The organism is Cupriavidus lacunae (assembly GCF_003353055.1).
In the GTDB taxonomy this organism is placed as follows: Bacteria; Pseudomonadota; Gammaproteobacteria; order Burkholderiales; family Burkholderiaceae; genus Cupriavidus; species Cupriavidus lacunae.
Genome location: NZ_QKWJ01000012.1, coordinates 1 through 20,948 on the forward strand (window position 1 = coordinate 1; position 20,948 = coordinate 20,948).

General features: G+C 68.1%; 25 protein-coding genes. 13 read left to right on the plus strand and 12 right to left on the minus strand.

Features of this window, described 5'->3' with window-relative positions:
• The 3 genes from DN412_RS44035 to DN412_RS12330 form a co-directional block, all read left to right on the plus strand.
• Positions 1 to 197 (plus strand): hypothetical protein (locus tag DN412_RS44035; protein ID WP_208647600.1); only part of this gene is annotated, 197 nt, incomplete at its 5' end.
• A gap of 26 nt (positions 198 to 223) precedes the next feature.
• On the plus strand, positions 224 to 1,207 hold the full coding sequence (locus DN412_RS12325; protein WP_078196112.1) for a tripartite tricarboxylate transporter substrate binding protein: 984 nt from the start codon (positions 224 to 226) through the stop codon (positions 1,205 to 1,207).
• A 108-nt stretch (positions 1,208 to 1,315) separates the two neighbouring features.
• Complete coding sequence (locus DN412_RS12330; protein WP_115015688.1) at positions 1,316 to 1,753, plus strand: YbgC/FadM family acyl-CoA thioesterase; 438 nt, start codon at positions 1,316 to 1,318, stop codon at positions 1,751 to 1,753.
• 211 nt (positions 1,754 to 1,964) lie between these two features.
• Here DN412_RS12330 and denD read toward each other — a convergent pair whose 3' ends face one another.
• The 7 genes from denD to DN412_RS12365 all read right to left on the minus strand — a co-directional run bounded on the left by denD (position 1,965) and on the right by DN412_RS12365 (position 8,973).
• A complete protein-coding gene (denD, locus tag DN412_RS12335; RefSeq protein WP_115015690.1) occupies positions 1,965 to 2,939 on the minus strand; it encodes a D-erythronate dehydrogenase in 975 nt (324 codons plus the stop codon).
• A 38-nt stretch (positions 2,940 to 2,977) separates the two neighbouring features.
• Positions 2,978 to 3,760: a 2-oxo-tetronate isomerase gene (gene otnI, locus DN412_RS12340; RefSeq protein ID WP_115015692.1), complete on the minus strand. Its 783-nt coding sequence runs from the start codon at positions 3,758 to 3,760 to the stop codon at positions 2,978 to 2,980.
• Positions 3,761 to 3,815: 55 nt separating this feature from the next.
• Positions 3,816 to 5,189, minus strand: coding sequence for an MFS transporter (locus DN412_RS12345; protein WP_208647601.1), 1,374 nt, complete (start codon positions 5,187 to 5,189; stop codon positions 3,816 to 3,818).
• A gap of 136 nt (positions 5,190 to 5,325) precedes the next feature.
• A complete protein-coding gene (otnC, locus tag DN412_RS12350) occupies positions 5,326 to 5,979 on the minus strand; it encodes a 3-oxo-tetronate 4-phosphate decarboxylase (RefSeq protein WP_115015694.1) in 654 nt (217 codons plus the stop codon).
• Entirely contained in the window at positions 5,976 to 7,277 is a 1,302-nt protein-coding gene (gene otnK, locus DN412_RS12355; protein WP_115015696.1) for a 3-oxo-tetronate kinase, read from the minus strand. Before otnK ends, otnC begins: the two co-directional genes overlap by 4 nt.
• Positions 7,278 to 7,293: 16 nt before the next feature.
• Entirely contained in the window at positions 7,294 to 8,187 is an 894-nt protein-coding gene (ltnD, locus tag DN412_RS12360) for an L-threonate dehydrogenase (protein ID WP_115015698.1), read from the minus strand.
• Between the two features lie 51 nt (positions 8,188 to 8,238).
• The gene (locus DN412_RS12365) at positions 8,239 to 8,973 is read right to left on the minus strand and encodes a FadR/GntR family transcriptional regulator (protein ID WP_115015700.1); all 735 of its coding nucleotides are present in this window, start codon (positions 8,971 to 8,973) and stop codon (positions 8,239 to 8,241) included.
• A gap of 213 nt (positions 8,974 to 9,186) precedes the next feature.
• Here DN412_RS12365 and DN412_RS12370 point away from each other — a divergent pair, with 213 nt between their 5' ends.
• Positions 9,187 to 9,615 (plus strand): GNAT family N-acetyltransferase, encoded by a 429-nt coding sequence (locus DN412_RS12370; protein ID WP_115015703.1) that lies wholly within the window; start codon positions 9,187 to 9,189, stop codon positions 9,613 to 9,615.
• A gap of 10 nt (positions 9,616 to 9,625) precedes the next feature.
• Here the strand turns inward: DN412_RS12370 and DN412_RS12375 are convergent, their stop codons facing one another.
• The 3 genes from DN412_RS12375 to ygfZ all read right to left on the minus strand — a co-directional run bounded on the left by DN412_RS12375 (position 9,626) and on the right by ygfZ (position 11,852).
• Positions 9,626 to 10,453: an NRDE family protein gene (locus tag DN412_RS12375; protein ID WP_078196121.1), complete on the minus strand. Its 828-nt coding sequence runs from the start codon at positions 10,451 to 10,453 to the stop codon at positions 9,626 to 9,628.
• A gap of 73 nt (positions 10,454 to 10,526) precedes the next feature.
• Entirely contained in the window at positions 10,527 to 10,817 is a 291-nt protein-coding gene (locus DN412_RS12380) for a DUF4936 family protein (RefSeq protein ID WP_013956564.1), read from the minus strand.
• A gap of 18 nt (positions 10,818 to 10,835) precedes the next feature.
• A complete protein-coding gene (ygfZ, locus tag DN412_RS12385; RefSeq protein ID WP_115015705.1) occupies positions 10,836 to 11,852 on the minus strand; it encodes a CAF17-like 4Fe-4S cluster assembly/insertion protein YgfZ in 1,017 nt (338 codons plus the stop codon).
• A 212-nt stretch (positions 11,853 to 12,064) separates the two neighbouring features.
• On the opposite strand from ygfZ, the gene mltG reads away from it, so the two are divergent.
• The 8 genes from mltG to DN412_RS12425 all read left to right on the plus strand — a co-directional run bounded on the left by mltG (position 12,065) and on the right by DN412_RS12425 (position 17,661).
• Positions 12,065 to 13,060: an endolytic transglycosylase MltG gene (gene mltG, locus DN412_RS12390; RefSeq protein ID WP_115015707.1), complete on the plus strand. Its 996-nt coding sequence runs from the start codon at positions 12,065 to 12,067 to the stop codon at positions 13,058 to 13,060.
• A 7-nt stretch (positions 13,061 to 13,067) separates the two neighbouring features.
• Positions 13,068 to 13,679 carry a dTMP kinase gene (gene tmk / locus DN412_RS12395; RefSeq protein ID WP_115015711.1) on the plus strand — a complete coding sequence of 204 codons (612 nt, stop codon included), beginning with the start codon at positions 13,068 to 13,070 and terminating at the stop codon, positions 13,677 to 13,679.
• Positions 13,680 to 13,698: 19 nt separating this feature from the next.
• On the plus strand, positions 13,699 to 14,706 hold the full coding sequence (locus DN412_RS12400; RefSeq protein ID WP_115015714.1) for a DNA polymerase III subunit delta': 1,008 nt from the start codon (positions 13,699 to 13,701) through the stop codon (positions 14,704 to 14,706).
• A gap of 61 nt (positions 14,707 to 14,767) precedes the next feature.
• On the plus strand, positions 14,768 to 15,160 hold the full coding sequence (locus tag DN412_RS12405) for a PilZ domain-containing protein (RefSeq protein ID WP_010810001.1): 393 nt from the start codon (positions 14,768 to 14,770) through the stop codon (positions 15,158 to 15,160).
• Positions 15,161 to 15,197: 37 nt separating this feature from the next.
• Positions 15,198 to 15,704, plus strand: a complete 507-nt coding sequence (locus DN412_RS12410) for a GNAT family N-acetyltransferase (RefSeq protein WP_115015718.1) — start codon at positions 15,198 to 15,200, stop codon at positions 15,702 to 15,704.
• A gap of 18 nt (positions 15,705 to 15,722) precedes the next feature.
• The gene (locus tag DN412_RS12415; protein WP_078196128.1) at positions 15,723 to 16,517 is read left to right on the plus strand and encodes a TatD family hydrolase; all 795 of its coding nucleotides are present in this window, start codon (positions 15,723 to 15,725) and stop codon (positions 16,515 to 16,517) included.
• A gap of 1 nt (position 16,518) precedes the next feature.
• Positions 16,519 to 17,256, plus strand: coding sequence for an ankyrin repeat domain-containing protein (locus tag DN412_RS12420; protein WP_425267410.1), 738 nt, complete (start codon positions 16,519 to 16,521; stop codon positions 17,254 to 17,256).
• Positions 17,257 to 17,271: 15 nt separating this feature from the next.
• Entirely contained in the window at positions 17,272 to 17,661 is a 390-nt protein-coding gene (locus tag DN412_RS12425) for a YkvA family protein (protein ID WP_115015723.1), read from the plus strand.
• On the opposite strand, the gene egtB is transcribed toward DN412_RS12425, so the two are convergent.
• Together egtB and DN412_RS12435 are read right to left on the minus strand one after the other, a co-directional pair.
• Positions 17,658 to 18,947 carry an ergothioneine biosynthesis protein EgtB gene (egtB, locus tag DN412_RS12430; protein WP_115015726.1) on the minus strand — a complete coding sequence of 430 codons (1,290 nt, stop codon included), beginning with the start codon at positions 18,945 to 18,947 and terminating at the stop codon, positions 17,658 to 17,660. The two genes, DN412_RS12425 and egtB, sit on opposite strands and share 4 nt — an antisense overlap.
• 179 nt (positions 18,948 to 19,126) lie before the next feature.
• Positions 19,127 to 19,747, minus strand: a complete 621-nt coding sequence (locus DN412_RS12435) for an FMN-dependent NADH-azoreductase (RefSeq protein ID WP_115015730.1) — start codon at positions 19,745 to 19,747, stop codon at positions 19,127 to 19,129.
• A 163-nt stretch (positions 19,748 to 19,910) separates the two neighbouring features.
• On the opposite strand from DN412_RS12435, the gene DN412_RS12440 reads away from it, so the two are divergent.
• Positions 19,911 to 20,858, plus strand: coding sequence for a LysR family transcriptional regulator (locus DN412_RS12440; RefSeq protein ID WP_078196133.1), 948 nt, complete (start codon positions 19,911 to 19,913; stop codon positions 20,856 to 20,858).
• The last annotated feature ends 90 nt before the right edge of the window (positions 20,859 to 20,948 follow it).

Here is a 20,948-nt window from a genome sequence, read left to right on the forward strand (position 1 = left end):
GCGTCAGTCCGCGAACGAAAAGTAATGGCTTGCAAGGAGAGAGTATCGCGCCAGACATTCCTATGCTGAAATCCAATACTGTAAGGGGGGTTGACACCCTCGCCCTCATAGAAGGGTCTGTTCCCATATGGGAACAGACCCTAACCAAGCCTCGCGGCCGGGCCATGCCGGCATCGATCATGATTTTTCAGCAGTGACTTGCAGCACAAGGAGACCTAGTCAAATGCAACGCCGCCACTTTATCGCCCGCGCGGGCATCGCCGCCGCCACCGCGGCCATGGGTCTTGCCGCCATGCCTGCCCAGGCACAGGCCGACAAGTTCCCGCAGCGCCCGATCCGCCTGGTGATCGGTTATACCGCCGGCGGCTCCACGGATATCCCGTTCCGCGTGCTTGCCGACAACGCCTCGAAGATCCTGGGCCAGCCCGTGATCGTCGAGAACAAGCCCGGTGCCGGCGGCGTGCTGCCCGCGCAGATGATGCAGACCACCGCGCCGGACGGCTACACGCTGGCCCAGGTCGCCATGCCGGTCTACCGCCTGCCGTACACCACCAAGATCAACTGGGACCCGGTCAAGGACCTGAGCTACATCATCAACCTCGCTGGCTACTCGTTCGGCCTGGTCGTGCCGGCCGATTCGCCGATCAAGACGATGCAGGAGTACATCGCCTACGCCAAGGCCAATCCGGGCAAGCTGACCTACGGCTCGCCGGGCTCCATGACCACGCTGCACCTGACCATGGAAGAGCTGGCGATGAAGCAGGGCGTGCAGTTCTCGCACATCCCCTACAAGGGCAATTCCGAGTCGATGCAGGCGCTGCTGGGCGGCCACGTGATGTCGGTGGCCGACACGCCGGCATGGGCACCGTACGTGGAGCAGGGCAAGCTGCGCCTGCTGTCGACCTGGGGCGAGAAGCGCTCGGCGCGCTTCCCCAACGTGCCGACGCTGAAGGAACTGGGCATCGGCATCGTGCAGACCTCGCCGTTCGGCCTGGTCGCGCCCAAGGGCACCGACCCGAAGATCGTGCAGAAGCTGCATGATGCCTTCAAGAAGGCCATGGACATGCCCAACTACCGCGAATCGCTGGCCAAGTTCGACATGGAGCCGTACTACATGAACAGCCAGCAGTACGCGCAGTTCGCGGCCGACACTGTCAAGAAGGAAAAGGCGATCATCGACAAGCTGGGGCTGGCCAAGCCGCAATAAGCCTGCAGACATCACAGCCCATCCAGGCCGCCGCGCCTGCCGGCCCCGTCCGGCGGGCCGGCGGCCTGGCGCTTTGACAAGCGACGACCACAGACAAGGACCACGCCGATGGCCAAAGAGGATTTCCGCCACAGTATTCCGCTGCGCGTGCGCTGGGCCGAAGTCGATCCGCAATCGATCGTCTTCAACGCGCACTACCTGACGTACTGCGATATCTGCGTGACAGAGTACTGGCGCGCACTGGGCATCCGCTACCCGGAAGACGTGCTGCACGCGCACGGCGTTGACATCTTCGTGGTCAAGTCCACGCTGGAGTACCACGCCTCGGCGCGCTATGACGATGAGCTGGAGATCCGCGGCCGCATGTCGCGGCTGGGGCGCTCCAGCATGCTGTTCCGGGTGGAGATGTTCCGCGGCGACGAACACCTGATCACGGGCGAGATCGTCTATGTGTGCGCGGATCCGGCCACGCAGAAATCGGCGGCGATTCCGGGGCTGGTGCGGGAGATTATCGAGGGGTATGAGATGGTGAAGCCGGCTGCGTAGTTGGCGAACCACAGGACTTTGAAGCCCGCTTGTTTGCTCCCCTCTCCCGCTTGCGGGAGAGGGGCTGGGGAAGAGGGCAGGCGCGTGCCTCGCGACAAGCGGTGTAAGGCCGCGACGCTCTGGCCCTCTCCCTAACCCTCTCCCGCAAGCGGGAGAGGGGACCGGCTCTCAGCAAAATCAGAGGACCGTCGCAATAGTGGAGCAGAGCCGCTTACTTGCCTAGCCCCGCATCCTCCATATACGCCCGAATCACCTCATCGAAGCTCGCATCGCTCTGGAACCCCAGCGACTGCGCACGCTCCGCATTCCACGCCGCGGGCCAGGTGCCGACGATGTTCTCCACGCGCGCTTCGCGCTCCCACGTCACGCGGTCCGCCACGGCATCGCCCGCCACGCGGCGCAGCGCGTCGACCATGCCGGCGGCCGTGACCGACAGGCCCGGCAGGTTCACCACGCGGCGGTTGCCCAGCCGCTCGCCGGCCAGTTCGATACCGTTGACCAGCGCCGCCACGGCCGCGCGCGGCGACAGCAGCCACAGCGGCGTTTCCGGTGCCACCGGGCAATTGGCGGTGACGCCCGACAGCGGCTCGCGGATGATGCCGCTGGCGAACGACGAGGCCGCCGCATTGGGCTTGCCCGGCCGCACGCTGATGGTGGGCAGGCGCAGCACGCGGCCGTCGACAAAGCCGCGGCGGCTGTAGTCCGACAGCAGCAGTTCGCCGATGGCCTTCTGCACGCCGTACGACGATTGCGGGTTCAGCGCGGTGTCGTCCTGCACCACCGGCGGCAGCTGGCCGCCGTAGACCGCGACCGAGCTGGTGAACAGCACGCGCGGCCGGTGGCCCAGCTCGCGGCAGGTTTCCAGCAGCGCGCGCGAGGCGTCCAGGTTGACGCGCATGCCCAGGTCGAAATCGGCCTCGGCCTGGCCGCTGACCACGGCGGCCAGGTGGAACACCGCGCCGGTATCGGTGTCGATGGCCTGGCGCAGCACGGCGGGGTCGGACAGGTCGCCGGTCACCACGCGCACGCGCGCATCGTCCAGGCCTTGCGGCGCCACCACGTCCAGCAGCGTCAGGCGCCCGATGGCCACGGGCTGGCCGTCCAGGTTCAGGGTGCCGCGCTGCAGCAGCAGGCGGGCGAGTTGCAGGCCGAGGAAGCCGGCGCCGCCGGTAATCAGTACGTTCATGGCAGGATGGGAGCGGTTGTTCTTGGGGTTTGCCGCGATCAGCGGCCCAGGTAGGGCTTGAGCCAGCCGAGGCCTGCCGAGGTGCCGGCGCGCGGGCGGTATTCGCAGCCGATCCAGCCGTCGTAGCCGAGCGTGTCCATGACCTCGAACAGGTAGGGATAGTTCAGCTCGCCCACATTCGGCTCATGGCGCTCGGGCACGCCGGCGATCTGGATATGGCCGATGCCCGCGATGTCGCGCCTGAGCTTCATCGCGATATCGCCTTCGACGATCTGGCAGTGGTAGCAGTCGAACTGCACCTTCAGGTTGGCCGCGCCGACTTCCTTGCAGACGGCCTGGCCGTCGTCCTGGCGGTTCAGGAAATAGCCCGGCATGTCGCGCGTGTTGATCGGCTCGATCAGTACGGTCACGCCCTGAGCGGCGGCAGCGCTGGCTGCAAAGGCGAGGTTTTCGAGGTAGGTGGAACGGCAGTGCGCTCGGTTGGCATCGGCAGGGATCAGGCCCGCCATCACGTGGATGCGGTCATTGCCGATCACGCCGGCGTATTCCAGCGCGCGCTCGATGGTGCCGCGGAATTCCGCCTCGCGCCCGGGCAGGGCGGCCAGGCCGCGTTCGCCCACTGCCCAGTCGCCCGGCGGGGCGTTGAACAGCGCCTGCGTGAGACCGTTCGCGTCCAGGCGCGCGCGCAGTTCGGCGGCGGCGTGCTCGTACGGGAACAGGTACTCCACCGCCTGGAAGCCGTCCGCCGCGGCAGCGGCGAAGCGGTCCAGGAAAGCGTGCTCGTTGTACATCATCGACAGGTTTGCGGCGAAGCGCGGCATGGGAACTCCAGAGCGATAGCAGGGGCAGGCACGGCCGCGGCCGGGCCTGCCGGGTTCAACGATTGACCAGTTTAGCCGGCGTCAGCCACACCAGCGCGGCGCCGACCACCAGGATCGCCGACAGCACATACATGCTCGACTGCGTGCTGTGCGTCAGGTCGGTCAGGTAGCCCACCATGTACGGCGCGACAAAGCCGGCCAGGTTGCCCACCGAGTTGACCACGGCGATGCCCGAAGCGGCGGCGATGCCGGTCAGGAACGAGGTCGGCAGCGACCAGAACAGCGGCGCACAGGTCAGCACCCCGGCCGCGGCCAGCGACAGCGCGGCGATGGCCACCTCCGTATTCTTGGTGAACGAGGCGGCAATGGCAAAGCCCACCGCGCCCATCAGCGCCGGCACGATCAGGTGCCAGCGGCGTTCGCGGCGCGCATCGGCGCTGTGGCCGAGGATGTTCATCACCACCACGGCGCAGAGGAACGGGATGGCCGACAGCAAGCCGATGTTCAGGTTGCCGGTGACGCCGCTGGTCTTCACCAGCGTGGGCATCCAGAAGGTCAGCGCGTACTGGCCGGTGACGAAGCAGAAGTAGATCAGGCACATCCACCACACGCGGCGGTCGGCGAACACCGCGCCCAGCGAGTGGCCGTGGGCCTTGCCGGCGGCGGTGGCGGCGCTCTGTGCGCTGCGCTGGTCTTCCTCGATATTGCGCTTGAGCACGCGCTTTTCATCGGCGTCGAGCCACGGCGCCTTGTCGATGCCGTCGCGCAGCACGAACACTGTCACCACGCCGATCACGAACGCGGGCAGTGCCTCGAGCAGAAACATCCATTGCCAGCCGCGCAGGTCGTGCGTGCCGTTGAAGGCGTCCATGATCCAGCCCGACAGCGGATTGCCGAACATGCCCGCGATGGGGATGCCCGACATGAACAGCGCGATCATCCTGGCGCGGCGGTTGGCCGGGAACCAGTAGGTCAGGTACAGGATCACGCCGGGGTAGAAGCCCGCTTCGGCCAGGCCGAGCAGGAAGCGCATCGCGTAGAACTGGGTCGGCGTCTTCACGAACAGGAACAGCGCCGAGATGATGCCCCACGTGATCATGATGCGCGCAATCCAGATGCGCGCGCCGATGCGATGCATCAGCAGGTTGCTGGGCACCTCGAACAGGAAGTAGCCGATAAAGAACAGGCCGGCGCCGAGGCCGAACACGGTTTCGGAGAAGGCCAGGTCCTGGGCCATCTGCAGCTTGGCAAAGCCGACGTTGACGCGGTCGAGGTAGGCGACCACGTAGCACAGCATCAGGAACGGCATGATGCGCCAGAACACCTTGTGGTAGGCGCGCTTCTCAATCACTGCGTCGCTGTCCAGCCGGGCGTTGCCGCCCAGGCTGTCAAAGGCAGGCACGCTGGCCGCCGGTTGGTTTGGGTTCACGGTGGTCTCCGGGTATGGTGGTGGGTCTGGTCTAGTAATGCGACGGCGCGCGGAATGCAGGCATGCGCGTCCCCCGCACGGTGGCCGCAAGGCAACCGCGCCGGGTGAAGCCGTCGTTTATCGGGGAAAGCGGTTGTTACCAGCGCGCCTGGAAGGCGTCGCGCAGCTCAGCCAGGGCGCTGTCGGGCAGCGCCGCGCGGGCGGCAAAGCCCGGCACGTCTTTCATCGTCATCCATAGCTTGGCGGTCTCCTCCAGTTCTTCCAGCGCGAACGCGGCGCGCGAGACGCTGGCTTCCCACACCACCGGACCAAGACGCTCCAGCAGCACGCCGCGCACCTGCGCAGCCAGCGTGGCCACGCGCGCGGCCACGGCCGGATCGCCGGGGCGATGGTAGGGAATCAGCGGGATATGGCCGACCTTCATCACGTAGTAAGGCGTGAGCGGCGGCAGTACGTCGTCCGGTTGCCAGACACCGGCCAGCGTCAGGGCCACGAGGTGCGTCGAGTGCGTATGCACCACGGCGTGCGCCCCGGGGTTGTTGTCGTAGATCGCGCGATGCAGCGTCAGTGTCTTGGATGGCTTGTCGCCCGACACCCAGCTGCCATCGGTGGCCACCTTGGCCACGGCGGCCGGATCCATCATGCCCAGGCAGGCATCGGTCGGCGTGATCAGCCAGCCGTCGTCCAGCCGTGCGCTGATATTGCCGGCCGAGCCCACGGTATAGCCGCGCTGGTACAGGCTGGCGCCGATGCGGCAGATCTCTTCGCGCAGTTTGCTTTCAGTACTCATGCCTGGCCTCCGAGCTGGCGCAGCGCCTCGTCAAAGAAGTCCGGGCCGCCGAAGTTGCCCGACTTGAGCGCCAGCGCCAGCGGCTTCGCATCCAGCGTGACGGTGGCCGGCACCCCCGGTGCAATCTGCGCGCCGATGCGCAGCGCGCGCACGCCCAGCGCCTGCACCACCGCGCCTGAGGTTTCGCCGCCCGCCACCACGAAGCGGCGTGTGCCGCGTGCCAGCAGCCCGGTGGCAACCGTGGCCAGGCATTGTTCGACCAGATGGCCGGCGCGCTCCACGCCCAGCTCGGCCTGCACGGCCTTGACTTGGTCGGGGCTTGAGGTTGCGTAGATCAGCACCGGTTCGTCATGGCCGGCGGCAAAGGCCAGCGCCGCGTCGGCCACGGCCTCGCCGCGCGCCAGTGCCAGTGGGTCGATGCGCAGCGCCGGGCGGCCTTGTTCCAGCCAGCGCGCCACCTGGACGTTGGTCGCGCGCGAGGCGCTGCCGGCCAGCACCACGCCCGCGCCGTCGATGGCCGGCACCGCGTCGGCGTCGGCGCGCTGCGGCAGCAGGCCGGCGCGGCGGAAATTTTCGGGCAGGCCCAGCGCGATGCCGGAGCCGCCAGTGATCAGCGGCAGGCCGGCGCAGGCTTCGCCCAGCGTGAGCAGGTCCGCGTCGGACACCGCATCGGCAATCGCCAGCCGCACGCCGTCGCTGCGCAGCGCGGCAATGCGCTCGGTGGTAGCCTGCGCGCCGCGCGCCACCGCGTCGTAGCGCAGCAGGCCCACCTTGTCCTGGCTCTGGCGCTGCAGCACGCGCACCAGGTTGGCATCGGTCATCGGCGTCAGCGGATGGTGTTCCATGCCCGACTCATTGAGCAGCACGTCGCCCACGAACAGGTGGCCGCGGAAAATGGTGCGGCCGTTCTCCGGGAAGGCAGGGCAGGCGATGGTGAAGTCGCTGTCCAGCGCCGCCAGCAGTGCCTCGGCGACCGGGCCGATATTGCCGGCGTCGGTCGAGTCGAAGGTCGAGCAGTACTTGAACACGAACTGTTGGCAGCCCTGCGCGCGCAGCCACTGCAGCGCGGCCAGCGACTGGGCCACGGCCTCGGCGGCAGGGATGGTGCGGGACTTGAGCGCGACCACCAGCGCATCGGCCTGGCCGATGTCCTGTGCGGCACCCGCATCGGGGAGCCCGATGGTCTGCACGGTGCGCATGCCGTTGCGCACCAGCGTGTTGGCGAGATCGGTGGCGCCGGTGAAATCGTCGGCGATGCAGCCCAACAGCGGGCGGTGGGCGAGGGTGCCTGCGGTCATCTTCGCTTCCCCCCGGTTACTCGGCCTTGCCCGGCAGCTCGATGCCCGGGAAGATCTTGATCACGGCCGAGTCGTCCTCGCCGCCATGGCCGGCGGTGGACGCCATCATGAACATCTGGTGCGCGGCGGCGGACAGCGGCAGCGGGAATTTGCTGTGGCGCGCGGTGTCGAGCACCATGCCCAGGTCCTTGACGAAGATATCGACCGCCGACAGCGGCGTGTAGTCGCCCTTCAGGATATGCGGCACGCGGTTCTCGAACATCCACGAGTTGCCCGCGCTGTGCGTGATCACGTCATAGAGCGCGTCCGGGTCCACGCCTTCGCGCAGGCCCAGCGCCATGGCCTCGGCCGCCGCGGCGATATGCACGCCGGCCAGCAGCTGGTTGATGATCTTGACCTTGGAACCCGCGCCATGCTCGGCGCCCAGGCGATACACCTTGCCGGCGATGGCGGCCAGCACGTCCTCGGCCAGCGCATAGGCTTCGGCGGGGCCTGAGGTCATCATCGTCATCTCGCCGCTGGCGGCGCGGGCGGCGCCGCCCGAGACCGGTGCGTCCAGCATCAGCAGGCCCTGTTCGGCCAGCCGGCGGCCCAGCGCCTCGGCAAAGCCCGGCGGCACGGTGGCGCTGGCGATCACCAGCTTGCCCGGCTGCATCGCGGCAGCGGCACCGTTGGCGCCGAACAGCACGGCCTCGGTCTGCTGCGCGTTGACCACCAGCGTCAGCACCACGTCGCAGCGGCTGCCCAGCTCGGCGGGCGAGGCGCACGGCACGCCGCCGGCATCGGCAAAGCGCTGCAGCACCTCGGGGCGCAGGTCGCACGCGTGCACATGGAAGCCGGCACGCAGCAGCGACTGCGCGACACCAAAGCCCATGGCACCAAGGCCGATGACGCCGATATTCCTGGACATGAAGGGACTCCTGAAGCAGATACGGATAGTTCGATGGATCGGGGGGGCGCGTCAGTTGCTGGCGCCGTGCGCTTCGCCGCTTTCGTCGGCGCCAAGCTGGGCCAGCCGGTGCGCGGCGTTGTACATATGGTTCTGCGCGGCATTGCGCGCGGCCAGCGGGTCACCGGCGCGGATGGCGGCGACGATGGCCTGGTGTTCCTCGCGCACCTGGCGCGAAAAGTCCGCGCGGCGCGCCTCGTTGGTCCGCGTCACGCGCGTGGCGGCTTCCAGGTACTGGCTGAGGAAGGCCAGCGTCTTCAGGAAATACGGGTTGCCGGTGGCCTCGGCGATGGCGCGGTGGAAGGCCACGTCCTCGGCCACGCCGTCGCCGCCTTGCGCGACCTCTTCGTCGAGGCGGGCCAGCGCGGCGTCGATCGCCGCCATCGACGCATCGGTGCGGCGCCGGGCGGCCTGCGCGGCCACCTCGGCCTCGATCGCGCGGCGCAGTTCGACGATCTGCAGCACCGATTCCAGCGTGCCGGTGTCGGTGTAGTCGATGCGCAGCGGCCGGATGCCGGCCTGCAGCGTCACGAACACGCCGCTGCCCTGGCGCGACTCGACCACGCCTTCGTACTTCAAGCGGGAAATGGCTTCGCGCACCACGGTGCGGCTGACGCCGAACTCCTCGGACAGCACCGCCTCGGTGGGCAGCTTGTCGCCGCGGGCAAAGGCGCCGCCCTGGATCTTGTCCAGCAGTTGTTCGGCGACGTTGTCGGTGAGGGCGCGGGCAGGGACTTTCTGGAACACGGCAGCTTTCCGGGTTATTCGGTAATCAGGTCATCATACAAATTTGCTAAGCGGCTGCCGACCCCGGGCTAACCCTGATATGGTGCAGATTGAGGGGCGACAATGCGATGAGTGATCCGCTTTGGTGCATCCGCGGTCACTGCACACTGGCGTATCATGAGCGCCCGGCGGCATCCAAGCCGCTGTCATCCACGTCTGCCTGATTGCACTGTCATGTCCGTTACCGTCCTGATCTGCCCCTGGTCCGAAGCCCGCGAACGCGCGCGCGCCATCCGCTACGCCGTCTTTGTCGAAGAGCAGGGCGTGCCGGTGGAGCTGGAATGGGATGAATGGGACGAGCCGAGCTGGCACGCGCTGGCGCTGGCCGGGGACGGCACGCCGGTGGCCACCGGCCGGCTGCTGCCCGATGGCCATATCGGGCGCATGGCGGTGCTGAAGTCCGCGCGCGGCACCGGCGTCGGTGCGCTGGTGCTGGATGCGCTGATGCGCCAGGCTGAACAGCTGGGCTATCCGGAACTGGTGCTCAACGCGCAGACGCACGCGGCGCCGTTCTATGCGCGCGTGGGCTTTGCGCAGGTGGGGCCGGAATTCGAAGAGGCGGGCATCCCGCACGTGGAGATGCGCAAGCGCCTGGCGCGCTGAGCCGCAACGGTCAGCGCGGCGCCTGTACGATGCCGGTGTCGCGCGACAGGTTCAGCATGCCGTGATACGACACATCGCCGATACGCCCGTCGGCGTCGAAGCTGCGCTCGCTCAGGTCGAAACGGCCATCGTGGCGCACGCGCAGTACCGTGCTGGCACGTGTGCCGTACAGCGGTGAGCGGATAAACGCGGACGACAGCAGCTTTTCCCAGTCCGGCGCCACGCCTGTGGAGGGCAATTCGAAATCCGCCGCCTGGCGCTTGTCGGCCAGCATCTGCAGGTACGGCTCGGCGCTGGCGCTGGCCTGGCCGCTGTCGGCGGCCAGCACTTCCGCCAGCGCGCCGACGCGGCTGCGCACCTTGGGCCAGGGGGTGTCGAGCAGTGCGTTGGACAGGCCGTACAGCCCCGGGCGCAGCCGTTGCGGCTGGCGCGAGGCGGAGCGGTTGCTGTACCACCAGAGCTCACGCAGGTCGCTCGCCAGCAGGTTGAAACCGTTGTAGCAGCCGTCCTGGCCGGCGAGGCCGTCCAGGTAGTCAAATGGAGCCTCGTGGCCGCGCAGGAAGCCGGCCACCAGTTCGCCGCGCGAGCGCGCATCGGTGCGTTTTTCGGAGGGGGCGCGGTAGTTGGTCAGCGCGGCAAAGCGGCCGTCGGCGTTGACACCCATCCAGGTGCCGGGCTCGCCGATGACTTCCGCCAGGTCGCGCCCGGCCAGCACCTGCGGCGCATCCTGCCACCAGTGCGCGGCCGCCGCGGGGCGGACATAGAATTCATCGCGGTTGCCGGCGACGACCAGGGCATAGTCTGGGTGGGATTGCCAGGCAACCAGGATCAGACACATCGCTTGCTTCCTTTGCCGCCGGGGTTGCTGCAGTAGCGCCCGACGTACTTCAATCCAACGGCAGCCGGGACGCCTACAGCACGTCCAGGTCGACAAAGTGCTCGGCCCGCCGCTCGCCATCCACCCATTGGTCCAGTCCGCTCTGCCGCCACAGGCCTTCCAGCGTGGCATCGAAAGCGGGCGGCACGTCGGCGTAGCACTCCATCCAGGTCTGCACGCCGGCGCGGGTTTCCGGCCTGCGCATCAGCGTACCACCAATTCCGGTTGCTTCGGCGACCGTCTCCATCCAGCGGTGCCAGTGCGGCAACGCCTCGGCGGCGACGGCTTCCGGGACGCGGAAATAAACGTAGAGGTGATCGCTCATGGCAGGTCCTGTGGGGGTTCAGCCAGCAGCCTGGGCGGCCTCGCCCAGCGGCACCTCGTAGGGCAGGGAGGCGGTGGCCACGGCCGCGCCCTCGGCGCTGCCCAGGCGCAGCGCGCTGGCGGCGGCGTCGATCTTGAGCTCGGCCAGGCCGGCCCAGCCACCCTGGGGCGCGGGCGCGGCGTTGACGATCATGCCGCACGGCTGGCCCGGATCTTCCGGGCGATAGATTTCGGCAGCGGGTGCCGGCACCTCGCCTTCGCCCTGCACCAGCCACATGCGGCGCTTGAGCGTGCCGCGGTACTGGCTGCGCGCCACGATTTCCTGGCCGGGATAGCAGCCCTTGCGGAAATTGACGCCGCCGACCAGCTCGAAATTGATCATCTGCGGCACGAATTGCTCTTGCGTGGCCGCGACAATGCGGGGCAGGCCCGACTGCACTTCCAGCCAGTCCCACAGCGTGGGCGAGGCATCTTGCAGCGTGACGGAAAGCGCCGCGCGTACCGCGTCGGCGCGCTCAGCCGGCAGCACCAGTTGCCAGCGTGGCTGGCCGGCGCCTTCCGGCAGGCGGATCACGGTGACGCCCTCGGCCTCGGCCACGGCAAAGGCCGCCTCAGGCGTGGGCAGGCCAGCAGCGGCAAGCGCCTCGGCGGCACCCGCCCCGGCGACGCCGAGGATGGCATGGGTGGGGCTGATATCGGACAGCCTGGCCTTGGCGCGCAGCACGAACATCGACAGCCGCTTCTGCACCGGCGCCTGGATATCGGCCGACAGCTGCAGCACGATGCCTTCGGCGTCGCGCCACATCAGGAACGTGGCGAGCAGCCGCCCCTTGGGCGAACAGTAGCCGGCCAGGCGCGCCGCGCCAGGCTTCAGGTCGTCGACCGCATTGGTCAGCTGGGTGTGCAGGAAGCTGGCGGCATCGTCGCCGGCCACACGAATGAGGCCGAGCCCGGCCGGGGTGCAAACGATGCCGCGGCTGTTCAGCGCGTCAAGGTTTGCGGCGAGTTCCTGGGCTTGGGCATTCAGTTCTGGCATTGCGTGGCAATCGTCGAGGCAAATCGGAGAGGAAAAAAGGCACTGGCCAACCCGTTTTGCGCGGCGCCGGGCGGCGCCTGCGCCACGGCTCATGGTCGGTGCGAGGCTGCCGGTTATTATATGGGGCTATGAGATTTTCGGCCGGCGCCGGCGGCGCGTGGTGGTGCGTAAGCCCTCCGACGGTCCCCGACAGCCGCCCTTATTCCTGATACATGAAACGTTTTTTCCTTAGTCTTGGGCTGGCCGTGCCGGTGCTTGCGCTGGCGGCCGTGGGCGCGTTCGCGTGGTGGGCCAATCACCCGCTGCGCCTCAACAACTCGCCGCTGGAGGTGGTGATCAAGCCCAATTCCGGCGTCGCGAGCGTCGGGCGTCAGATCCAGCGGGGCGGCGTCGGCATGGACCCGCGGCTGTTCATGCTGCTGGTGCGCCTGACCGGGCACGGCCCGGACCTGAAGGCCGGCGGCTATGAGTTCGAGACCGGCGCCACGCCGCTGTCGGTCATCGGCAAGCTGGCGCGCGGCGAGGTCACGCACTATGTGGTCACGGTGATCGAGGGCTGGGAATTCCGCAAGATGCGCGCCGCGGTGGACGCCAGCCCGGCGCTGCGCCACGACACCCGGGACATGTCCGACGCGGAGCTGATGAAGGCCATCGGCGCGGCCGAGGCCGCGCCCGAAGGGCTGTTCTTCCCCGATACCTACCTGTTCGCACGCGGCAGCAGCGATGTCGAGCTGTACAAGCACGCCTACCGCGCCATGCAGCGGCGCCTGAACGAGGCCTGGAACGCGCGCGCGCCCGACCTGCCATACAAGACCCCGTACGAGGCACTGGTGATGGCCTCGATCGTCGAGAAGGAAACCGGCCAGGCCACGGAGCGCCCGATGATCGCAGCGGTGTTCGTCAACCGGCTCAGGAAGAACATGATGCTGCAGACCGACCCGACCGTGATCTACGGCCTGGGCGAGCGCTTCGACGGCGACCTGCGCAAGCGCGACCTGCAGGCCGACACCCCGTACAATACCTACACCCGCACCGGCCTGCCGCCCACGCCCATCGCGCTGCCGGGGCTGGCCTCGCTGGCGGCGGCTACCACGCCGGCGCCGTCCGACGCGCTGTACTTCGTCGCCCGCGGCGACGGCAGCAGCCATTTCTCCAACTCGCTTCCCGAACACAACCGCGCGGTCGACAAGTACCAGCGCGGCAAATAGGCATTCCATGCGCGGAAAATTCATCACGTTTGAAGGCATCGACGGCGCCGGCAAGAGCACCCATATCGACTGGTTCGCCGACCGCCTGCGTGCACGCAGCGATATCGCCGGCGTCGTCACCACCCGCGAGCCCGGCGGCACGTCTCTGGGCGAGGACCTGCGCCAGATCCTGTTGCATCGCAAGATGCACCTGGAAACCGAGGCGCTGCTGATGTTCGCGGCCCGCCGCGAGCATATCGCCGAAGTCATCGCCCCCGCGCTGGAACGCGGCAAGTGGGTGATCTCCGACCGCTTCACCGACGCCACCTTTGCCTACCAGGGCGGCGGCAGGGGTCTGGCCACCGAGCGGCTGGAAGCGCTGGAGGACTGGGTGCAGGGCGGCCTGCAGCCGGACCTGACGCTGCTGTTCGACGTGCCGCTGGAAACCGCCAGCGCGCGCCTGGCCGGGGCCCGCACGCCCGACAAGTTCGAGGCCGAATCGCGCGCCTTCTTCCAGCGCACCCGCGACGAATACCTGCGCCGCGCGGCCCAGTCGCCGCAGCGCTTCCGGGTGATCGACGCCACGCGCAGCATTGCCGATATTCGCGATGAACTTGAGAAGATCATCGCAACCATCTGATTTTTAAGCGCTAACAAACATGCTATATCCCTGGCAGAAGGAAGACTGGCAACGGCTTGGCGCACTGCGCGAGCGGCTGCCGCATGCCTTGCTGATCCATGGCCAGCAAGGCATCGGCAAGCGCGACCTGGCCCTGCATTTCGCGCAGGGGCTGTTGTGCGAGGCGCCGCTGCCGGACGGCCAGCCCTGCGGCCAGTGCGCCGCCTGCCACTGGTTCAGCCAGGGCAATCACCCGGACTTCACCGTGGTTCGGCCCGAGGCGCTGGACGCCGCGGCCGAGGCCGAGACCGACGAGGGCGGCAAGAAGAAGGCGCCCAGCAAGATCATCCGCATGGAGCAGGTGCGCGCCCTGATCGAGGCCGTGGGCGTGGGCACGCACCGGGCCGGGCTGCGCGTGGTGGTGGTGTATCCGCTGGATGCGTTGCAGACCGAGGGCGCCAATGCCTTGCTGAAGACACTGGAAGAGCCGCCGTCGTCCACCGTGTTCCTGCTGGTGACCGACCGCCTGGACCGCATCCTGCCGACCATCCTGTCGCGCTGCCGCCAGTTCTCGGCCCAGCGCCCGACGCCGGACGCCGCACTGGCCTGGCTGCGCGGGCAGGGCGTGGCCGATGCCGAGGCCCAGCTGGCGCTGGCCGGCGGCTCACCGCTGACCGCGCTGCATGCGGCCGAGGCCGAGGAGCAGCCGCTGCAGCGCTGGCTGGTGGGCCAGCTGGGCGCGTCCGCCGCCTTCGACGCCTCTGCGGCGGCCGAGCAACTGCAAAAGCTGTCGGTGCCCGCCGTGCTTGGCATCCTGCAGCGCTGGACGTACGATCTGCTGACACTGCGCCTGGACGGCAGCGCCGCCCCACGGTACTTCCCCAAGGAGCGGGCCGTGCTGGCGCGCAGTGCAGAGGCCACCGATGCGCACCGGCTGCAGGCCTTTGCCTCCCGGCTGGCCGCGCACCGCCGCAGCGAGAACCATCCGCTGGCGGCCCGGCTGGTGATGGAAGCGGTATTTCTGGAATACCGGCAGCTGTTCCGGTAGCAGGCAGGCAGTCAAAACAAAGCCATAACAACAAGCAGCATCGTCATTCTGGGGGTCAACCATGAACACAGCAGTCGCCGGCGCACCGCCCGCTGCGCCAACAGGCAGCGGGGCGGCGTCGCGCCCCAATGTGCTGTCCTTGTCGATCAAGGACCAGGCCGGGCTGTATGCGGCCTATATGCCGTTCCTGGCGCGCGGCGGCATCTTTGTGCCGTCGAACCGGCCGTTCCGGCTGGGCGAGCAGGTGTTCCTGGTGCTGTCGCTGCTGGACCGGCCGCAGAAATACCAGATCGCGGGCCACGTGGCCTGGATCACCCCGGCGGGCACACCGATGAAGACCCCCGGCGTCGGCGTGCATTTCCCCGACGACGACAACGGGCGCAACCTGCGCCGCGCGGTGGAGGAGATCCTGGGCAAGATGCTGGAGTCCGGGCGCCCCACGCAAACTTTATGAACGTTGTGAGATTGTTCTCGCAGCTTATTGATTTTCAATGAATTTCTCGCTACGTATCGCTGAGCCCCGCGACCTGCCGGGCATCGTCGCCATCTATAACAGCACGGTGCCCTCGCGCATGGTCACCGCCGACACCGAGCCGGTCACCGTGGCCTCGCGCCAGGCCTGGTTCGATGCCCACCAGCCCGGGCGCCGCCCGCTCTGGGTGTGCGAGGACGCCGACGGCCGCATGGCCGGCTGGATGAGCTTTTCAGACTTCTATGGCCGCCCGGCCTACGGCGCCACCGCCGAGGTGTCGATCTACCTGGACGCGCAGCGCCGCGGCCAGGGGCTGGGGCGCTACCTGCTGCAGCAGGCGATCGACCATGCGCCCAGGGTCGGGGTGAATACGCTGCTCGGCTTTATCTTCGGCCACAATGCGCCCAGCCTGGGCCTGTTTGCCTCGCTGGGCTTTACGCGCTGGGGCGACCTGCCGCGCGTTGCCGTACTCGACGGTATCGAGCGCGACCTGATCATCCTCGGCCGCCGCGTGGACGTGGCCTGAGCCAATAGAGATTCCCCCATGTTTGTCGATTCTCACTGCCATATCGATTTCCCCGAGCTGGCCGCGCGCCTGCCGGAACTGCTGGAGAACATGCGCGCCAACCAGGTCACGCATGCGCTGTGCATCTCGGTCACGCTGGAAGACTTCCCGCGCGTGCTGGCGCTGGCCGAGCAGCATCCCAACCTGTACGCGTCGGTCGGCGTGCATCCGGACTACGAAGAGGGCGAAGACCCGACGCTGGAGCGGCTGGTTGAACTGTCCGCCCACCCGCGCGTGGTCGGCACCGGCGAGACCGGGCTGGACTACTACCGCCTGAACGGCCGCAGCATCGCCGAGATGGAATGGCAGCGCGAGCGCTTCCGCACCCATATCCGCGCCGCGCGCCAGACCGGCAAGCCGCTGATCATCCATACCCGTTCATCCGCCGACGACACGCTGCGCCTGATGCGCGAAGAGAACGCGCGCGAGGCCGGCGGCGTGATGCACTGCTTTACCGAGACCTGGGACGTTGCCCGCCAGGCGCTGGACGAGGGCTTCCATATCTCGTTTTCCGGCATTGTCACCTTCAAGAGCGCCGCCGACCTGCAGGAAACCGCGCGCAAGGTGCCGCTGGACCGCATGCTGATCGAGACCGATTCGCCCTACCTGGCGCCGGTCCCGTACCGTGGCAAGACCAACGAGCCCGCCTGGGTGCGCCATGTGGGCGAGTTCATCGCGCAACTGCGCGGGGTGCCGGTGGAGCAGGTTGCGGAACAGACGACGGAAAATTTCTTCAATCTATTCAAGCATATTGACAGGAAATCTCATGGTTGACATGAAGTTTGTCCGACGCGCCGCCGGCGCCCTCGCGCTGGCCGTGGCCACGCTGGCGCACGCCGCGCCTGCCGACGACATGCGCAAGGCCGTGGAATTCGACGACGCCAACACCATCAAGAAGCTGCTGGCCAAGGGCGTCGATCCCAACGTGGTCGACAGCCGTGGCAACCCGGCCCTGGTGGTGGCGCTGCGCGAGAAGTCGCTGAAGGCGGCCACGGCGCTGATCCGCGCCAAGGACATCGACTTCGACAAGGCCAACCCGGCCGGCGAGACCCCGCTGATGATGGCCGCGCTGCAGGGCGAACTGGACATGGTCAAGCTGATGGTCGACGACATGGAGGCCGAGATCAACAAGACCGGCTGGACGCCATTGCACTATGCGGCCACCAACGGCCACAACAACGTGGTCAAGTACCTGGTCGACCATGCCGCCTATATCGACGCCGAAAGCCCCAACGGCACCACGCCGCTGATGATGGCCGCGCGCGGCGGCCATATCGAGACCGTCAAGCTGCTGCTGGATGAGGGCGCCGACATGCGCCTGAAGAACCAGCAGGGCATGACCGTGATCGACTTTGCCGAGCGCTACAACCAGGCGGAGATCGCCAACGGGCTGAAGGCGCGCTGGCAGAAGCTGTACCCGCAGACGCCGATCGTGCCTGCACCGCCGCCGAAGGCCGCCACAGGCGAGCCCGGCGGCCAGCGGCCGGCGGCGCCGCAGAGCAAGGGCTGGTAAGCGGGCCAGGCGGAGATGGCAACCAGGTCGCGCCTGCGCCAGTGGGCGCGCGGGCTCAAAAGCAGCCTGCTGACGCTGTGGTTCTGCAGCCGCCACCCTGGCACCCCATTGACGGCGCGGCTGCTCGGCGCGCTGGTGGTGGCCTATGCCTTCAGCCCGATCGACCTGATCCCGGATTTCATTCCGGTGCTGGGCTATGTCGATGACGTGCTGCTGGTGCCGCTGGGCATCTGGCTCACACTGCGGATGATCCCGGCGGCGGTGAAGGACGAATGCCGCGGCCGGGCCGAAGCCTGGCAGTCCACGCATGCGCAACGGCCGCGCAATCGCGCGGCCGCCGTGGTTATCGTGCTGGTGTGGGTGCTACTGGCCTGGCTGGCGTGGCGCTGGCTGGCGCCGTCCTAGGCATCGTCCGCCAGCCGCACTCCGGTGAACTGCCAGCGCTGGTGCGGGTAGAAGAAGTTGCGGTAGCTGGCCCGGATATGCGATTCGGGCGTGACGCACGACCCGCCGCGCAGCACCATCTGGCCGCTCATGAACTTGCCGTTGTACTCGCCCACCGCGCCCGCGCTGGGCTGGAAGCCCGGATACGGCAGGAAGGCGCTGCCGGTCCATTCCCACACATCGCCGAACATCTGGCGCAGCGCGCCCGAGGTGTTCTGCCGGTCTGGTAGCGGCCGCAGCGCGCGGCCCTCGACAAAATTCCCGGTGGCCGGCAGTCGGCTGGCCGCATGCTCCCATTCGGCCTCGGTCGGCAGCCGGCGCTCGGCCCAGCGGGCGAAGGCGTCGGCCTCATAGAAGCTGACGTGGGTGACAGGGCTGTCCGGGTCGACCGGATGCATGCCGCGCAGCGTCATCTGCCACCACGTGCCTTCGCGTTCTTCCCAGTAGAGCGGGGCCTGGATGCCTTGCTCGCTTACCCAGCGCCAGCCGTCGGACAGCCACAGCCCGGCGCTCTGGTAGCCACCATCCTCGATGAACTCGAACCACTGCCGGTTGCTGACCGGGTGCGAACACAGCGTGAACGGCGCCAGGCAGACCTTGTGGCGCGGCCCTTCGCAGTCAAAGGCAAAGGCCTCGCCGCGGTGGCCGATCTCCACCAGGCCGCCGTCAAAACCGATCCAGTCCGGCGCGGGCCGCGGGTCGGCGATTACCGGCGCGGGCAGTTCCGGGGCGAACGCGGGGCGCAGCGGGTTCTGCGCGAACAGGTGCAGGATGTCGGTCAGCAGCAGTTCCTGGTGCTGCTGTTCATGCTGCAGGCCAAGCATGATCAGCGCGGCCTCGTCGTCGGTCTGGGCGCTGCCCAGCAACGTCAGCATCGATTCGTCCACGGCCTCGCGGTAGGCCAGCACCTCGTCCAGTGACGGGCGGGACAGCAACCCGCGCTGCGGCCGCGGGTGCCGCGGGCCGACTGCCTCATAGTAGGAGTTGAAGAGGTAGCGGTAGTCCGGGTCCACCAGTTCGTAGTCAGGGAGGCGCGCAGCCAGCACGAATTCCTCGAAGAACCACGTGGTGTGCGCCAGGTGCCATTTTGCCGGGCTGGCGTCGTCCATGGACTGCACGGTGGCATCGGCGTCGGACAGGTCGGCCACCAGGGTCTCGGTGGCGGCCCGTACGTGGCGATACTGCGAAAGCAGGGCGGGTTCGTGCGGCGGATGGAGGGCGGCTGCGGGCAACAGGGCTGAAGTCATGCGGGCTCCCGGGGTTGGATCGGTCGATGACTGCAGGCGGCTGGCCGCCGCGACCAAAGAGCCGCTACGGCGCGCCGCCCATGGCACGCGGGGCGCCGTAGCGCCCCGATCCATCATAGACCCGATCCGTCCCCGGGGCGAGCCGGCGCCGTCCTGCGGCGCCGGCCAGGCCCGTGACCTCAGGCGGCCAGGCGGCTGGCGTCGTTCAGCGCCGCGATCTCAGTGCGGGCGCTGGCCAGGCCGGCGTCGCGGAACTCCGGACCCATGGCCAGGCCGTGGGCGCGCACGTAGGTGATGTCGGTGATGCCCAGGAAGCGGAACACGATATCGACGGTCTTTTCGTGCAGGTCCAGCTCATTGGCATCCTGGCGCACGCCGCCGCGCGACGACACCACGATCACACGCTTGCCGCCGGCCAGGCCCACCGGGCCGTTCTCGGTGTACTTGAAGGTGCGGCCAGCCTGCGAGATGCGGTCGATCCAGGCCTTGAGCTGGCTCGGGATGCTGAAGTTGTACTGCGGCACGCCCACCACCAGCACGTCGGCGGCCAGGAATTCGGCCAGCCATTGCTCGGTGCGCTGCAGCTCGGCTTCCTGCACGGCGTTCAGGCCTTCCTTCGGGCCGCCCAGCACGGGCAGCAGGTTGCCGGACAGGTGCGCCGGGGCGTCCTGGTCCAGGTCGCGCACGGTCAGCTTGGCGCCCGGGTTGGCGGCGACCAGGTCGGCCACCACGCTGGCGGTCAGGCTGCGCGAAACGGAGTTGTCACCGAGGACGCTGGAATCGATCTGCAGGATGTTCATGTCTATCTCCACAAGGGTGCGGTTGCGATGGATGAAAGATAGCGGCTGGCCATTGGTATCGGTAGTGAGGCAAAATGCAAATGATTGTTCTACCGATGCAACGCCAGTCCGGGCGACGTTCCCTGCCGGGACGGGGGTTGCCCGCGTGATCCTGGAGCCATCCATGCAAGACCTCAACGACCTGTCCCTGTTCGCCCAGGTGGTCGAACACGGCAGTTTCTCCGCGGCCAGCCGCGCCACCGGCGTGCCCAAGTCGCGCCTGAGCCGGCGCATCGCCCAGCTGGAGCGCGACCTGAGCGTGCAGCTGCTGCGCCGTACCACGCGCCAGGTGCGCGTCACGCCACTAGGCGAGTCCTTCTACGAACGCTGCCGCGCCATGCTCAACGAGGCCGAGGCGGCGCGCGAGGTCATCGAGCAGGCCCGCGAGCAGCCCGGCGGCACGCTGCGCGTAAGCTGCCCGGTCGCCATTGCCCAGATCCTGCTGGCGCCGGCCATCGGGCACTTCATGCGCGCCAACCCGGCCGTGCGCATCGAGCTGGAAACCACCAACCGGCGCGTGGACGTGATCGGCGAAGGCTTCGACCTGGCCCTGCGCGTGCGCGAGGCGATGGAAGACTCCAGCCTGGCCGTGCGCACCTTCGGCGAAAGCCAGCTGATGCTGGTGGCCAGCCCGTCGCTGCTGGACAGCATCGGCCGCCCGCGCACGCCGCAGGCGCTCGACGGCATGCCGGGCGTGGGCCAGCAGCCGCACGACGGCAAGCATGTCTGGATTCTGCGCTGCAAGACCGGCGACTCGATCCAGATTGGCTACGATCCGCGCCTGGTCACCGATGAATTCGCGTTGCTGCGCGAGGCGGCGATCGCCGGCGTGGGCGTGGCCATGCTGCCGCGGATGTACTGCCGCGAAGCGCTGGACAACGGCGACCTGGAACTGGTGCTGCCGCAGTACGACATGCCGGTCGGCACGCTGCATGCGGTGTTTCCGTCGCGCAAGGGCGTGACGCCGGCCACCCGGCGCTTCCTCGACTTCCTTGGCGAGGTCCTGCCGGAGGGCGCGCACAAGGCCGGCATGCATGAGTCAAGGCCACCGTCGATGCATCGGGTGGTGTAGCCCCACGGCCGGCGCCGGGGCGGGATCGCGAGGTGTTGTGCCGGCCCCATCGGGACCGGCGGCTGATGCACATTTGCGGCTTTACCTTCA